This is a genomic window from Pseudomonas bharatica CSV86 (assembly GCF_000319305.2).
In the GTDB taxonomy this organism is placed as follows: Bacteria; Pseudomonadota; Gammaproteobacteria; order Pseudomonadales; family Pseudomonadaceae; genus Aquipseudomonas; species Aquipseudomonas bharatica.
In genome coordinates this window covers 878,474-893,203 of record NZ_AMWJ02000001.1, presented here as the reverse complement: position 1 = coordinate 893,203, position 14,730 = coordinate 878,474, and the positions used below count along the sequence as shown (strand labels likewise).

Below are 14,730 nucleotides of genomic sequence, written 5' to 3'. Positions count from 1 at the left end.
CTCAGTCCTCCATGGCCTGCCGGCCCAGCCACTCCAGGGCTTCGCCGACACAGAAAAATGATCCGAACAGCAGGATCTCGTCATCCGCCGTCGCCTGCGCGCACTGCCCCTCCAGGGCCTGTGCAACGCTGGAATAGGACTGCACCGCTGCACCAAGGTTCTCCAGTGCCGCTTGCAACTCGGCGGCCGGACGGCTGCGCGCTGTATCCAGTGTAGCCACGGCCCAATGACGAACATGCGCCAGCAGCGGCTCGATCACACCACCCAGGTCCTTGTCGTTGAGCAGGCCGAACACCGCCAGGCGCTTGCCCGCGACCGGACGCGCCGCCAGGCGCTCGGCCAGGTATTCGGCAGCATGCGGGTTGTGGCCTACGTCGAGCAGGATATTCAGGCGCTTGCCGTTCCAGTCGAACTGGCGACGGTCCAGGCGCCCGACGATGCGCGCCTCCTGCAAGGCCCTGGCAACCACCGCGGCATCCCACGGCAGATCCAGCAGCAGATAGGCCTGCAGGGCAAGCGCGGCGTTCTCCATCGGCAGGTCCAGCAGCGGCAGGTCGTGCAACTCGACGTCGCTACCGCGAGCATCGACACCGCGCCATTGCCAGCACTGCTCGGTGTAGGCCAGGTCGAAATCACGCCCGCGCAGGAAGAACGGGCAGTTCAGCTCACGGGCCTTGTCCAGCAGCGGTTGCGGCGGGTTCAGGTCGCCGCACAGCGCCGGGCGGTCCTGGCGGAAGATCCGGCCTTCTCGAAGGCCACGGACTCACGGGTGTTGCCCAGCCAGTCGGCATGGTCGACACCGATGCTGGTGACCACGGCAAGGTCCGCATCCACCAGGTTGACCGCGTCCAGGCGCCCGCCCAGGCCCACTTCGAGGACCACGGCGTCCAGCGCCGAGCGACTGAACAGCCAGAAGGCCGCCAGGGTGCCCATTTCGAAATAGGTCAGGGAAATTTCACCGCGGGCCGCTTCGACGGCGGCGAAGGCCTGGCACAGTTGCTCATCGCTGGCCTCGACGCCGTCGAGCTGCACCCGCTCGTTGTAGCGCAGCAGGTGCGGCGAGCTGTAGACCCCCACCTTCAGCCCCTGCGCCTTGAGCAGCGCGGCGATGAAGGCGCAGGTCGAACCCTTGCCGTTGGTGCCGGTGACAGTCACCACCCGAGGCGCCGGCTTGCCCAGCCCGAGCCGGGTCGCTACCTCGCGGGAGCGCTCCAGGCCCATGTCGATGGCCGAAGGGTGCAACTGCTCAAGGTAGGCGAGCCATTCGCCAAGGGTACGTTGGGTCATACGGTGGCAGGCGCCGGTGGCACGACTACCGCGTCAACCGCCGAAGGTACGTACTTCGGCGACGGCTGGCCGGTCATCTGCGCGAGGATCTTCGCCAGGCGCGGACGCAGTTCGGCGCGGTGGATGATCAGGTCGATGGCGCCGTGTTCCAGGAGGAACTCGCTGCGCTGGAAGCCTTCCGGCAGTTTCTCGCGCACGGTCTGCTCGATTACCCGCGGGCCGGCGAAGCCGATCAGGGCCTTCGGCTCACCGACGATGACGTCGCCGAGCATCGCCAGGCTGGCGGAAACGCCGCCGTAGACCGGGTCGGTCAGTACCGAGATGAAGGGGATGCCTTCTTCGCGCAGGCGCGCCAGGGCGGCGGAGGTCTTGGCCATCTGCATCAGGGAGATCAGCGCTTCCTGCATGCGTGCACCGCCGGAGGCCGAGAAGCAGACCATCGGGCAGCGGTTTTCCAGGGCGTAATTGGCAGCGCGGACGAAACGCTCGCCGACCACGGCGCCCATCGAGCCGCCCATGAAGGAGAATTCGAAGGCGCTGACCACGATCGGCATGCCCATCAGGGTGCCGCTCATGGAGATCAGCGCATCTTTCTCGCCGATCTGCTTCTGCGCGGCGGCCAGGCGGTCCTTGTACTTCTTGCCATCGCGGAATTTCAGGCGGTCCACCGGCTCGAGCTCGGCGCCCAGCTCGTTGCGGCCTTCAGGGTCGAGGAAGATGTTCAGGCGGGTACGCGCGCCGATGCGCATGTGATGGTTGCACTTGGGGCAGACGTCCAGGGTCTTTTCCAGTTCCGGGCGGTAAAGCACGGCTTCGCAGGACGGGCATTTGTGCCACAGACCTTCGGGAACCGAACTCTTCTTCACCTCGGAACGCATGATCGATGGAATCAGTTTGTCTACTAACCAGTTGCTCATGCTTTATTTCTCCAGTAGCGGCGACCGGCAGGCATTGAGTGCCGGATCGCGCGTATGCCCTTGAGCTTCAAAAATGCTTCGGAAACACCGGCCGCAGCCGTGGGCGCGCCGAAAGCGCTGGCCCGGACGGCATGCGACCGCTCGTCGATTCGTATGGCCGGCCCAAAGGCCTGGCCTGGCAGCACTGGGCTGCGAAAGTTATGGACGATGCCTTGCCGGCCGTCGTCACATCGGCACGCATCACGCGCGGCGTACCGCATCGAGGAAGGCGTCGATGCGCGCCGCGTCCTTGATGCCCTTGGCCTGCTCAACGCCTCCGCTGACATCCACCGCATACGGCCGCACCTGGGCGATCGCCGCGCCGACGTTGTGCGGATTCAGGCCGCCGGCGAGGATGATCGGCTTGCTCAGGTGCCCGGGCACCAGCGTCCAGTCGAAGGCTTCGCCGGTGCCGCCAGGCACGCCGGCCACATAGGTGTCGAGCAGGATGCCGCTGGCCCGGGCGTAGCGCTTGCATTCGGCTTCCAGGTCATCCCCGGCACGCACGCGCAGGGCCTTGATCCACGGGCGGTGGTAGCCGTCGCACGCTTCCGGGGTTTCGTCGCCATGGAACTGCAGCAGGTCCAGCGGCACCGCTTCGAGAATCTCGTTGAGCTCGCAACGGCTGGCGTTGACGAACAGGCCGACGGTGGTGACGAACGGCGGCAGCGCGGCGATGATCTCCCGCGCCTGCTGCACGCTTACCGCCCGCGGGCTCTTGGCGTAGAACACCAGGCCGATGGCGTCGGCCCCCGCCTGGGCTGCGGCCAGCGCGTCTTCCACGCGGGTAATACCGCAGATCTTGCTGCGAACGGCAGACATGGGCAGCGAATCTCCAGAGGGCGAAAGTCCCGGATGTTAGCAAATGACCGTCGGGTCGTCAGCCGTTGGAAACTCGAAACCGGTGAGGAAATGCGGGCCGATGAAACGCTCGGGCAGGACGAACTCCTCCGGGTATTCCACCTGTACCAGGTAGAGGCCGAACGGATGGGCGGTGGCCGCGGCCTGCCGGCGGTCGAGGCTGGCAAGGATCTGCGCCGCCCACTCAACCGGGCGCTCGCCGGCACCGATGGTCATCAGCACCCCGGCGATATTGCGCACCATATGGTGGAGGAATGCGCTGGCACGGATATCCAGGACGATCATCTTGCCGTGGCGGGTGACCCGCAGATGGTGGATGGTCTTGATCGGCGACTTGGCCTGGCACTGGCCGGCGCGGAAGGCACTGAAGTCATGGGTACCCAACAGGCAGCGCGCCGCCTCGGCCATGCGCTCGACGTCCAGCGGACGATGGTTCCAGGTGACCTGGTCGCCAAGGTGCGCCGGGCGGATCTGGTCGTTGTAGATCACATAGCGATAGCGCCGGGCGAACGCCTTGAAGCGCGCATGGAAATGCGCCGGCATCCGCTCGGCCCAGGACACGCTGATGTCGTGGGGCAGATGGCTGTTGGCGCCCATGGTCCAGGCCTTGGCGTCGCGGATGGCGCGGGTATCGAAGTGCACGACCTGGCCGCTGGCATGCACGCCGGCATCGGTACGCCCGGCGCATTGCACGGTGATCGGCTCGGCGGCCACTTTCGACAGGGCTTCCTCGAGGGTCTGTTGCACGCTGAGCACGCCATCGCCCTGGCGCTGCCAGCCGCGATAGCGGGTGCCTTTGTATTCAACGCCCAGGGCGATTCGGTAAAAGCCTTCGGCGGCCACTTCGGACGCCGCGGTATCGATGATTTCCAAGGGAATAACAGCCTGTCGGTTACGCAATGGCGCGGATTATAACGACAACGGCAGCCACGAGGGCTGCCGTTGGTGGTACTGCCTGGCGGATCAGGCCAGCTTCGAGCGCAACTCGGCGGCTTCGCGGCGCTGGGCCTGGTCGCCCTCCTTGTTGACCTCGTCGAGGATGTCGCGGGCGCCGTCATGGTCACCCATGTCGATGTAGGCCCGGGCCAGGTCGAGCTTGGTGGCGACCTCGTCGGTGCCGGCCAGGTAATCAAAGTCGCCTTCGTCCGGCAGGCTGGCGGCGTCCTCGGCGGTGAAGTGCGGTTCCAGCGACGGCGTTTCCAGACTGGCGGAGAGCTTGTCCAGTTCGGCGTTGACGTTATCCAGCTCGGCGGCGAAGTTCTTCGACGCGGTATCGTCCTCGCCCGGCAGGGACAGGTCGAAGTCGTCCGGCAGCTCCAGCGGCGGCAGGTCGGCCTCAAGGCCCAGGTCGTTGTCGAAGGCCGCCAGTTCCGCTTCGATATCCAGCGGCGGGCGATTTTCGGTAGCGACGGTCGGGGTTTCATCCGGGACGCTGAGGTCGAAGTCGGCCAGGTCGGCGCTGGTGTCGGACTGCGCCTTGGTGTGCTCGTCGAGCAAGGCATCGAAGTCGATATCGTCGGCGCTGGCAGTCAGTCCGGATTCCACTTCAGGCTGCGCTTGCGGTTCGGTAGCGGCGTAGTACTGGAACAGGGCGTCGAAATCCACATCGTCATCGCTGGCGACAGGTTGTTCCTGCTCGGGTTCTGCTGCCTGCTCGGCTTCCGGCTGCGGTTCGACGGCCTGGGCAGCGGTGTGCTCCTGCAGCAGGCTGTCGAAGTCCAGGTCGTCTACCACCGGCGGCTCCGGCTCGGGTCGGCTTGCGGCGCACTTGCAGCAGCCTGGGCGGCCGTCTGCTCTTCCAGCAGGCTGTCGAAGTCCAGGTCGGCGAATGCGTCGGCATCCGCCTCGGGCTGTGGAGCCTCGGCGCGGGGTGCTTCCGGGTTGTCCTGCAGCAGGGTGTCGAAATCCAGGTCGTCCAGCGACGGCGGCTCGGCTGACGCTTGCTCTTGTACCGGCTCCTGTACCTGCTCGCTGGCCTGTACCGCAGCCTGGTCGGCCGGGGCTTCCAGGTCCAGGCCGTCCAGATCGTCGAGGCTCAGGTCGAAGGCGCTGTCGAGGTCATCATCGGCAGGCAGGTCATCCGACTCGGGCTGCGGCTCTTCCGACATCAGTTCTTCGACGAACTTTTCGTCCAGGCCACTGGCCACGGCTGCACCGCCAGCCGCTGCAGCAGCGACCGCAGCCACGGCGAGCATGTTGGGGAAACGGCTCTTGAGCGATTCGACCGCCGCCAGGTTCTGCGGATTGGCCTGGAGCTGGCGCTCCTGCATGACGAAGCCGGTACGGTCGCCCTGATGGGCATAGACCTCCATCAGCTTGAGGCGCAGGTCGCTGCGCTGCGGGAATTTCTCCACCGCTGGCTCCAGCAGGTTGGAAGCCTGCATCAGGCGGCCGTGGGCGATGCAGTCGTCGATCTCGGCCATGAACGGATCGGCTTTCGGCTGCGGCTCGGGCTCGGCGACCCGCGGCTCGCTGACCTGCTCGGCGGCGGTGGCGGCAGCGGCGGAGGCTGCGACCACGGCCGGCGCCAGGGTGACGGTCGGCGGCACCACATCGAGGCCGTCGAAACTGCTTTGCGGCAGCTCGCGGTCAAGACCCAGTTCGTTTTCTTCGGCCAGTGCACGGGCCATGCGCATATGTTTTTCGGCTTCCTGCCGGGCCTTGCGCTTGCGTGCCAGCAACAGCAGCAAGAGCAGCAGCACCAGCAGCGCCGAGCCGGCGATCAGCGCCAGCAGCAGCGGGTTGCCAAGAATGCCGTCGAGCGCCGTGCTGCCCTGCCCCGCCGCCTGGGCATCGGCAGGCGCGGTGTCCTGCTCGGGGGCGGTATCGACCGCTGCCGGAGGCGGAGTCACCACCGGCTCGGCGGCCGGGGCCGGATTGGCCTGCAGTTGCGCGTCGATCACCGGCGCTGCGGCCACCGGGCGGCCGGGGCGCTGCCCTGGGCTTCGAGGCGGGCGAGCTGGTCGTTCTTCAGGTCGATCAGCCGTTGCAGCTTGTCCAGCTGGCTTTGCAGATCGGAGACGCGACTTTTCAGCTCATCGCTTTCACGACGGCTGGCATCGAGGTTTTCCTGGGTCGTCGCGAGCTTGTCGCTCAGCGCCTTGTCGTTTCCGGCGGCAACCAGTTTCAGGTTGTCCTGCTGGGCAATGCGCGACGGCGCGGGCTGGGCGGCGTTGCGGCGGGTGGCGTCGAGCTGGCGGGCCTGGGGGCCAAGGCGGCGGCCTTCGCGCCATGCAATGTTCTGTTCGTTGACCTCTTTCAAGGCCTGGGCCTGGGGAATGGCCTGGATCTGCTGTTGGTCCGGCATGCGCAGGACCTGGCCGGTCTTTAACTGGTTGATGTTGCCGTTGATGAAGGCGTCCGGATTCAATGCCTGGATCGCCAGCATGGCCTGCTGCACTGAGCCACCCTGGCGCGAACGCGCGGCGATCTCCCAGAGGGTGTCGCGGCGCACCGTGGTGTAATTGGCCGGAGCGCTGACCGCCGGCGTCACGCCGGCAGCGGCCTGGGCCGCCTGCGGGGAGAACCGGGAAGGGTCGAGCAATACGCTGTAGTCGCGCAGCAGACGGCCTTGCGGCCACATCACCTGGACCAGGAACTTGACCATCGGCTCTGGCAGCGGCTGGCTGGAGGTGACTTTCAGCACGCTCTTGCCTGCCGGGTTGAGCACCGGGGTGAAGGTCAGGTCGTTGAGGAACGCCGGGCGCTCGACGCCGGCCTTGGCGAATTCTTCCGCCGGAGCCAGGCTCGGCTGGACGTCGGCGGCGCTCAGGTCACGCACGTCGAGTAGTTCGATCTCGGCATCGAGGGGCTGGTTCTGCGCTGACTTGAGGGTCAGTTCGCCAAGCCCGAGGGCATGCGCCATACCGGAAGACAGCGCCGACGCTGCGGCTATTGCTAATACCAGTTTGCGAATTCGAAGCATGACCTCATCCTTTGTTTTGAAGCGTCCCGGGAACCGAGAAGAACTGAAGAACCGCCGTGAGGCTTATTACCGAACCGCTAGGCAACTTGCGTGCGAACGTTAATGGTCACTATGCAAAGTGTCGCCAAGTATCTTTTACACAAGGTCTTTTATCAACAATTCAGCCAGTTGCACGGCATTCAAAGCGGCACCCTTGCGCACGTTGTCGGTGGTCAGCCAGAGGTCCAGTTGCTGCGGCTCGTCGATTCCGCCACGCACCCGCCCGACATACACCACGTCCTGGCCCACGGCATCGCCGACCGGCGTCGGGAAATCCCCTTCGTCCTGCACCAGCTCGACACCTGGCGCAGTGTCCAGCGCCTGGTTCACCGCCGCCAGGTCCACCGCTTCGCTGGCGTTCAGGCTCACAGTGTAGCTATCGCCAAAAAACACCGGGACTTGAACGCAGGTGACTGAAATCTTGAGTAAAGGCAGGTCGAGCAGTTCACGCAACTCACGAACCAGGCGGCGCTCCAGCACACCATGCCCCTGTTCGTCGCTCGGGCCGACCTGGGCAAGCAGGTTGAAGGCTATCTGCCGGTCGAAGAACCGCGGCTCCAGCGGCCGGGCATTGAGCAGTTCGGCAGTCTGCCGGGCCAGCTCGCTGACGGCTTCGCGCCCCTGGGCGGACACGGCGAGGCAGGCGGTCACGGTGACGCGCTGCAGGTCGACGAGGTGTTTCAGCGGCGCGAGCACGACGGCCAGGGCAACGGCTGCGGCGCTTGGACTGTGCAGGGTTGCCGGGGCTTTCAGGGTGTCCAGCACCTGGGGGTTGGCTTCGGGAACCACGGCGGGGGCCTGCTCGGCAGGCAAGGCGCCGGACAGGTCGATCACCGTGCAGCCAGCGGCCTGGGCGCGGGGTGCGAAGCTCAGGGTCACGGCCGGGCCGGCGGCGAAGAAGGCCAGGCGAACCTTCGTGAAGTCGAACTCATCGACTTCCCGGGTGCGCAGGTTCTTGCCGCGGAAGCTCACGGCGCTGCCGGCGGATTCGTTGCTGGCCAGCAGGTACAGGGTGCCGACCGGGAAATCGCGTTCCTCGAGGATCTGCACCAGGGTTTCGCCGACGGTGCCGGTGGCGCCGATCACGGCGATGTCGATGGGTTGGGTCATCTGGAATTTCCTCTGGCCTTGAGGGCCTCATCGCTGGCAAGCCAGCTCCCACAGGGTTACGGGCTGATCATGGAATTTGTGCCTGACACAAACCCCTGGGTTTTTCGGTCAACCACAGGTTTAGCGGTGTACTCGGTCCCTGTGGGAGCTGGCTTGCCAGCGATTGCGGGCCCCGCGAATTCTGGGGAGCGGCACTTTACTTTGATTTGTACGAAAACAAAAAACCCGCGCTGTCACCAGCACGGGTTTTCCGGTTACCGCAAGGCGATCAACGCTCCAGCAGGATCCGCAGCATGCGGCGCAGCGGCTCGGCGGCGCCCCACAGCAACTGGTCGCCAACGGTGAACGCGCCCAGGTACTGGGAGCCCATGTTCAGCTTGCGCAGGCGACCCACCGGGATGTTCAGGGTGCCGGTGACGTTGGTCGGGGTCAGCTCCTTGATGCTGATCTCGCGCTGGTTCGGCACCAGTTTCACCCAAGGGTTGTGCTGGCTGATCAGGCCTTCGATGTCGGCCAGCGGCACGTCCTTGTTCAGCTTGATGGTCAGCGCCTGGCTGTGGCAGCGCATGGCGCCGATACGCACGCAGATGCCGTCCACCGGGATCGGGCTCTTGAAGCGGCCGAGGATCTTGTTGGTCTCGGCCTGGGCCTTCCACTCTTCGCGGCTCTGGCCGTTCGGCAGTTCCTTGTCGATCCACGGGATCAGGCTGCCGGCCAGCGGTACGCCGAAGTTTTCGGTCGGGTAGGCATCGCTGCGCATGGTTTCCGCGACCTTGCGGTCGATGTCGAGGATGGCGCTGGCCGGGTTGGCCAGGTCATCGGCCACGGCGGCGTTGGTCGCGCCCATCTGGCGGATCAGCTCGCGCATGTTCTGTGCGCCGGCGCCGGAGGCCGCCTGGTAGGTCATGGCGCTCATCCACTCGACCAGGCCGGCTTCGAACAGGCCGCCCAGGCCCATCAGCATCAGGCTGACGGTGCAGTTGCCGCCGATGTAGTTCTTGGTACCGGCATCGAGCTGCTGGTCGATGACCTTGCGGTTGACCGGGTCGAGGACGATGACCGCGTCATCCTGCATGCGCAGGGACGAGGCGGCGTCGATCCAGTAGCCCTGCCAGCCGGCTTCGCGCAGCTTGGGGAAGACTTCGTTGGTGTAGTCGCCGCCCTGGCAGGTCAGGATCACGTCCAGGGTCTTGAGTTCGTCGATGCTGTAGGCATCCTTCAGCGGAGCAATGTCCTTGCCCACTGCAGGGCCCTGGCCACCGACGTTGGAGGTGGTGAAGAACACCGGCTCGATGAGATCGAAATCCTGCTCCTCGAGCATCCGCTGCATGAGCACGGAACCGACCATTCCGCGCCAACCGATCAGACCTACACGTTTCATCGCAACTACACCTTCGCTAAAAGTGGGCCGCTGCCCTGTTGTGGTTTCGGCAGCGGGCCAGAGAGATTACAGATTCCGCAGCGCTGCGACTACTGCGTCGCCCATTTGCTGCGTACCGACCTTGGTGCAACCTTCGGACCAGATGTCGCCGGTACGCAGGCCCTGGTCGAGGACCAGGCTCACCGCTTTCTCGATGGCATCGGCGGCGCCGTGCTGGTTGAAGCTGTAGCGCAGCATCATCGATACCGAGAGGATGGTCGCCAGCGGGTTGGCGATGCCCTGGCCGGCGATGTCCGGCGCGGAGCCGTGGCATGGCTCGTACATGCCCTTGTTGTGGGCATCCAGCGAGGCCGATGGCAGCATGCCGATGGAACCGGTGAGCATGGAAGCCTCATCCGACAGGATGTCGCCGAACATGTTGTCGGTGACCATCACGTCGAACTGCTTCGGTGCGCGGACCAGCTGCATGGCGGCGTTGTCGACGTACATGTGGCTGAGTTCGACGTCCGGATAGTCCTTGGCCACTTCCTCGACCACTTCGCGCCACAGCTGGCTGGAGGCCAGGACGTTGGCCTTGTCCACCGAGCACAGTTTCTTGCCGCGCACCCGGGCCATGTCGAAGCCGACACGGGCGATGCGGCGGATCTCGCTTTCGCTGTACGGCAGGGTGTCGTAGGACTGGCGCTCGCCGTTTTCCAGCTCGCGGGTGCCGCGCGGGGCGCCGAAGTAGATACCGCCGGTCAGCTCGCGGACGATCAGGATGTCCAGGCCGGAGACGATTTCACGCTTGAGCGACGAGGCGTCGGCCAGTTGCGGGTAGAGGATCGCCGGGCGCAGGTTGGCGAACAGGCCCAGTTGCGAACGAATCTTCAGCAGGCCGCGCTCCGGACGGATGTCGCGCTCGATCTTGTCCCACTTCGGCCCGCCCACGGCGCCCAGCAGCACGGCGTCGGCCTTGCGTGCACGCTCCAGGGTCTCGTCGGCCAGCGGTACGCCGTGCTTGTCGATGGCGGCGCCGCCGATCACGTCATGCTCCAGGGCGAAGCCGAGCTGGAACTTGTCGTTGGCCAGCTCCAGCACCTTGACGGCCTCGGCGGTGATTTCAGGACCGATACCGTCACCCGGGAGAATCAGAATCTGCTTGCTCATGCTTTCCTCTATCTCGAATCAAGCGGCGCGCCGAGGTGGCGCGCCGGTAAATATCTGCTGGATTTCAGCGTTCGGCCCAGAGCACCAGGACATCGGTACTGAAGGAACCATCGGCTTCGATCCGGTAATACTGCCGTACTTCTTCGCCCATCGCTTGCTGCAATTGCAGGATGGCGGCGCGCATGGCCTCCGGCGTGCGCATGCGCTCGACCCAGGAAGTCCATTCCAGGCGCAGGCTCTGGCGGGCATGGCTGCGCACGCGCAGGCCGGCCTCGCTGACCTGGCGCAGCCATTCGGCGGCGGAATAGTCGCGGACGTGGCTGGTGTCACGGAGGACTTCGACGGTCTGCAGGTAGGTATCCAGCAACGGGCTGCCCGGCGACATGACATCGACGAAGGCGGCCACGCCACCTGGCTTGAGTACCCGGCGCACTTCGCGCAGGGCCAGGCCGAGGTCGCTCCAGTGATGCGCGGAGTAGCGGCTGAAGACGAAGTCGAACGAGGCGTCGGCGAACGGCAGGCGCTCGGCGGTACCGCGCTCGGTGACGATGTTGTCCAGGCCGCGGTCGGCAGCGCTGGCGGCAACCACGTCGAGCATCTGCTGCGACAGGTCATAGGCCACCACCTCGGCGACCAGGGGCGCCACGTGAAAGCTGACATGCCCGGCGCCGCAACCCAGGTCGAGGACGCGGGCATGTTGGTGCCCGGCCAGCTCGGCCTGGAGCAACGCGAATTCAGTGCCCTGGGCGTGCACGGCACTGCTGAGGTAGGCGCTGGCCTGGTCGCCGAACTGGCGCTGGACAACGTCCTTGTGGCTGCTGCTGGTCATCTTCTCGTCTCCAGGGCCCTATCGCTGGCAAGCCAGCTCCCACAGGGATCGCGTGCACCGCTGAAACTGTGGGAGCTGGCTTGCCAGCGATGGGTTCAACACATCATTTGGCGTCGCGGAACAACCATGGCTGGCTGGCGCGGTGACGGGCTTCGAAAGCGGCGATGGCATCGCTGTCCTGCAGGGTCAGGCCGATGTCGTCGAGGCCGTTGAGCAGGCAGTGCTTGCGGAACGCGTCGATCTCGAAGTTCAGCACCTTGCCGTCGGGACGGGTCACGGTCTGCGCCTGCAGGTCGATGGTCAGCTGGTAGCCCGGGGCGGCCTCGACCTGCTTGAACAGTTCATCGACTTCCGCGTCGCTGAGGATGATCGGCAGCAGGCCGTTCTTGAAGCTGTTATTGAAGAAGATGTCGGCATAGCTCGGCGCGATGATGCTGCGGAAACCGTACTCTTCCAGTGCCCACGGGGCATGCTCGCGGCTCGAACCGCAGCCGAAGTTCTCACGGGCCAGCAGCACGCTGGCGCCCTGGTAGCGGTCGTGGTTGAGCACGAAGTCCGGGTTTTTCGGACGCTTGCTGTTGTCCTGGTACGGCTGGCCGACATCCAGGTAGCGCCATTCATCGAACAGGTTCGGACCGAACCCGGTGCGCTTGATCGATTTCAAAAACTGCTTGGGAATGATCTGGTCGGTGTCGACGTTGGCACGGTCCAGTGGGGCAACGAGGCCGGTGTGCTGGGTAAAGGCTTTCATGCTGCGCTCCCTTGGATCAACTCGCGTACATCGATGAAACGGCCGGTAACGGCGGCGGCGGCGGCCATGGCCGGGCTGACCAGGTGAGTACGACCACCGGCACCCTGGCGACCTTCGAAGTTCCGGTTGGAGGTGGACGCGCAGTGCTCGCCGCTCTCCAGGCGGTCCGGGTTCATGGCCAGGCACATGGAGCAGCCCGGTTCACGCCATTCGAAGCCGGCTTCGAGGAAGATCCTGTCCAGGCCTTCCTTCTCGGCCTGCTCCTTCACCAGGCCGGAGCCCGGTACCACGATGGCCTGCTTGATGGTCGCGGCCACCTTGCGGCCCTTGGCGATTTCCGCCGCGGCGCGCAGGTCTTCGATCCGCGAGTTGGTGCAGGAACCGATGAACACGCGGTCCAGCTGGATATCGGTGATCGCCTGGTTGGCGCTCAGGCCCATGTATTTCAAGGCGCGCTCGATGGAGCCACGCTTGACCAGGTCGGCCTCGGCAGCCGGATCCGGCACGCGCTGATCGACCGCCAGGACCATTTCCGGGGAGGTGCCCCAGCTGACCTGCGGCTTGATCTGCGCAGCGTCCAGCTCGACCACGGTGTCGAACACCGCGTCTTCGTCGGAAACCAGGTCTTTCCAGGCTTCGACGGCCTGTTCCCATTGCTCGCCCTTCGGCGCGTACGGGCGGCCCTTGACGTATTCGACGGTCTTCGCATCGGTGGCCACCAGGCCGACACGGGCGCCGGCCTCGATGGACATGTTGCAGATGGTCATGCGGCCTTCGATGGACAGGTCGCGGATGGCGCTGCCGGCGAACTCGATGGCATGGCCATTGCCGCCCGCAGTGCCGATCTTGCCGATCACGGCGAGGACGATGTCCTTGGCGGTAACGCCCACCGGCAATACGCCTTCGACGCGCACCAGCATGTTCTTCATCTTCTTGGCGACCAGGCACTGGGTGGCGAGCACGTGCTCGACCTCGGAGGTGCCGATGCCGTGGGCCAGGGCACCGAAGGCGCCGTGGGTCGAGGTGTGCGAGTCACCGCAGACCACGGTCATGCCCGGCAGGGTTGCGCCCTGCTCCGGGCTGATGACGTGGACGATGCCCTGGCGCACGTCGTTCATCTTGAATTCGGTGATGCCGTACTCGTCGCAGTTCTCGTCGAGGGTCTGCACCTGCAGGCGCGACACCTGGTCGACGATGGCGTCGATGCCGCCCTTGCGCTCGGGCGTGGTCGGCACGTTGTGGTCGGGAGTGGCGATGTTGGCATCGATGCGCCAAGGTTTGCGATTCGCCAGGCGCAGGCCTTCGAAGGCTTGCGGCGAGGTCACTTCGTGGATGATGTGACGGTCGATGTAGATCAGCGCCGAGCCATCGTCGCGCTGCTTGACCAAATGCGAATCCCAGAGCTTGTCGTAAAGCGTTTTGCCGGCCATCAGGCGTTCCTCATCAGTCTTTCTATGCCAATAACCCCTTGGCTTGTACGGCTGATGGTATGGGGTTAGATTGGATAACTCAAATTCATAATTTTTATGCTTTGGATAACCAAAGGGAATCCGAAAAGATGGACCTGGCCAACCTCAACGCCTTTATCGCGATTGCCGAAACCGGCAGCTTTTCCGGGGCCGGCGAACGCCTGCACTTGACCCAGCCGGCGATCAGCAAGCGCATCGCCGGCCTCGAACAGCAACTGGACGTTCGCCTGTTCGACCGCCTCGGCCGCGAGGTCAGCCTGACCGAGGCCGGCCGCGCCCTGCTGCCCCGGGCCTACCAGATCATCAACGTGCTGGACGATACCCGCCGCGCCCTGACCAACCTGACGGGCGAGGTCAGCGGACGCCTGACCCTGGCGACCAGCCATCACATCGGCCTGCACCGCCTGCCACCGCTGCTGCGGGCCTTTACCCGGCAGTACCCGGCCGTAGCCCTGGATATCCAGTTCCTCGACTCGGAAGTGGCCTACGAGGAAATCCTTCATGGTCGCGCGGAAATCGCGGTCATCACCCTGGCGCCGGAACCCCATGGCCTGGTGCGCGCGGTGCCGGTCTGGGACGACCCGCTGGATTTCGTGGTCGCCCCCGAGCATCCGCTGGCCCGCAAGGCTGCCGCCGGTCTGGAAGATATCGCCCATCACCCGGCGGTTTTCCCTGGCGGCAACACCTTTACCCACCATATCGTCCAGCGCCTGTTCGAGGCCCGGGGCCTGACGCCGAACATCGCCATGAGCACCAATTATCTGGAAACCATCAAGATGATGGTATCTATCGGCCTGGCCTGGAGCGTGCTGCCGCGAACCATGCTCGACGAGCAGGTGGCTTCCATCAGCTTGCCCGGCATACAGCTCTCTCGCCAGCTAGGCTACATTCTTCATACGGAACGAACGTTATCGAATGCAGCCAGAGCCTTTATGGCACTGCTCGACAGCCATGCGAGAAACCCCTGAGGCCG

11 protein-coding genes and 2 pseudogenes are annotated in these 14,730 nt (G+C 65.1%); 1 reads left to right on the top strand and 12 read right to left on the bottom strand.

Annotation, left to right across the window (positions count from 1 at the left end):
* Position 1: 1 nt before the first annotated feature.
* The 12 genes and pseudogenes from folC to leuC form a co-directional block, all read right to left on the bottom strand.
* Positions 2-1,287: pseudogene (gene folC, locus CSV86_RS33240) on the bottom strand (bifunctional tetrahydrofolate synthase/dihydrofolate synthase).
* The gene (gene accD, locus CSV86_RS04195; RefSeq protein ID WP_009403098.1) at positions 1,284-2,204 is read right to left on the bottom strand and encodes an acetyl-CoA carboxylase, carboxyltransferase subunit beta; all 921 of its coding nucleotides are present in this window, start codon (positions 2,202-2,204) and stop codon (positions 1,284-1,286) included. The pseudogene folC and the gene accD overlap by 4 nt, the downstream one beginning before the upstream one ends.
* 240 nt (positions 2,205-2,444) lie before the next feature.
* Positions 2,445-3,065, bottom strand: a complete 621-nt coding sequence (locus CSV86_RS04190; RefSeq protein WP_009403097.1) for a phosphoribosylanthranilate isomerase — start codon at positions 3,063-3,065, stop codon at positions 2,445-2,447.
* A gap of 36 nt (positions 3,066-3,101) precedes the next feature.
* The gene (truA, locus tag CSV86_RS04185; RefSeq protein WP_037061392.1) at positions 3,102-3,983 is read right to left on the bottom strand and encodes a tRNA pseudouridine(38-40) synthase TruA; all 882 of its coding nucleotides are present in this window, start codon (positions 3,981-3,983) and stop codon (positions 3,102-3,104) included.
* 84 nt (positions 3,984-4,067) lie between these two features.
* Positions 4,068-4,838 carry a FimV C-terminal domain-containing protein gene (locus CSV86_RS33810; RefSeq protein ID WP_311985785.1) on the bottom strand — a complete coding sequence of 257 codons (771 nt, stop codon included), beginning with the start codon at positions 4,836-4,838 and terminating at the stop codon, positions 4,068-4,070.
* Between the two features lie 14 nt (positions 4,839-4,852).
* Positions 4,853-7,029: pseudogene (locus CSV86_RS33235) on the bottom strand (type IV pilus assembly protein FimV); the annotation flags it as partial.
* Positions 7,030-7,164: 135 nt separating this feature from the next.
* Complete coding sequence (locus CSV86_RS04175; RefSeq protein WP_009403094.1) at positions 7,165-8,178, bottom strand: aspartate-semialdehyde dehydrogenase; 1,014 nt, start codon at positions 8,176-8,178, stop codon at positions 7,165-7,167.
* Positions 8,179-8,446: 268 nt separating this feature from the next.
* Positions 8,447-9,559, bottom strand: a complete 1,113-nt coding sequence (gene asd, locus CSV86_RS04170; protein WP_009403093.1) for an aspartate-semialdehyde dehydrogenase — start codon at positions 9,557-9,559, stop codon at positions 8,447-8,449.
* Positions 9,560-9,625: 66 nt separating this feature from the next.
* Positions 9,626-10,708 (bottom strand): 3-isopropylmalate dehydrogenase, encoded by a 1,083-nt coding sequence (leuB, locus tag CSV86_RS04165; RefSeq protein ID WP_009403092.1) that lies wholly within the window; start codon positions 10,706-10,708, stop codon positions 9,626-9,628.
* Between the two features lie 64 nt (positions 10,709-10,772).
* On the bottom strand, positions 10,773-11,537 hold the full coding sequence (locus tag CSV86_RS04160) for a class I SAM-dependent methyltransferase (RefSeq protein ID WP_009403091.1): 765 nt from the start codon (positions 11,535-11,537) through the stop codon (positions 10,773-10,775).
* A 103-nt stretch (positions 11,538-11,640) separates the two neighbouring features.
* The gene (gene leuD, locus CSV86_RS04155; RefSeq protein WP_009403090.1) at positions 11,641-12,288 is read right to left on the bottom strand and encodes a 3-isopropylmalate dehydratase small subunit; all 648 of its coding nucleotides are present in this window, start codon (positions 12,286-12,288) and stop codon (positions 11,641-11,643) included.
* Complete coding sequence (gene leuC / locus CSV86_RS04150; RefSeq protein ID WP_009403089.1) at positions 12,285-13,718, bottom strand: 3-isopropylmalate dehydratase large subunit; 1,434 nt, start codon at positions 13,716-13,718, stop codon at positions 12,285-12,287. The genes leuD and leuC overlap by 4 nt, the downstream gene beginning before the upstream one ends.
* Before the next feature lie 128 nt (positions 13,719-13,846).
* On the opposite strand from leuC, the gene CSV86_RS04145 reads away from it, so the two are divergent.
* Positions 13,847-14,725, top strand: coding sequence for a LysR family transcriptional regulator (locus tag CSV86_RS04145; protein WP_009403088.1), 879 nt, complete (start codon positions 13,847-13,849; stop codon positions 14,723-14,725).
* Positions 14,726-14,730: the final 5 nt, after the last annotated feature.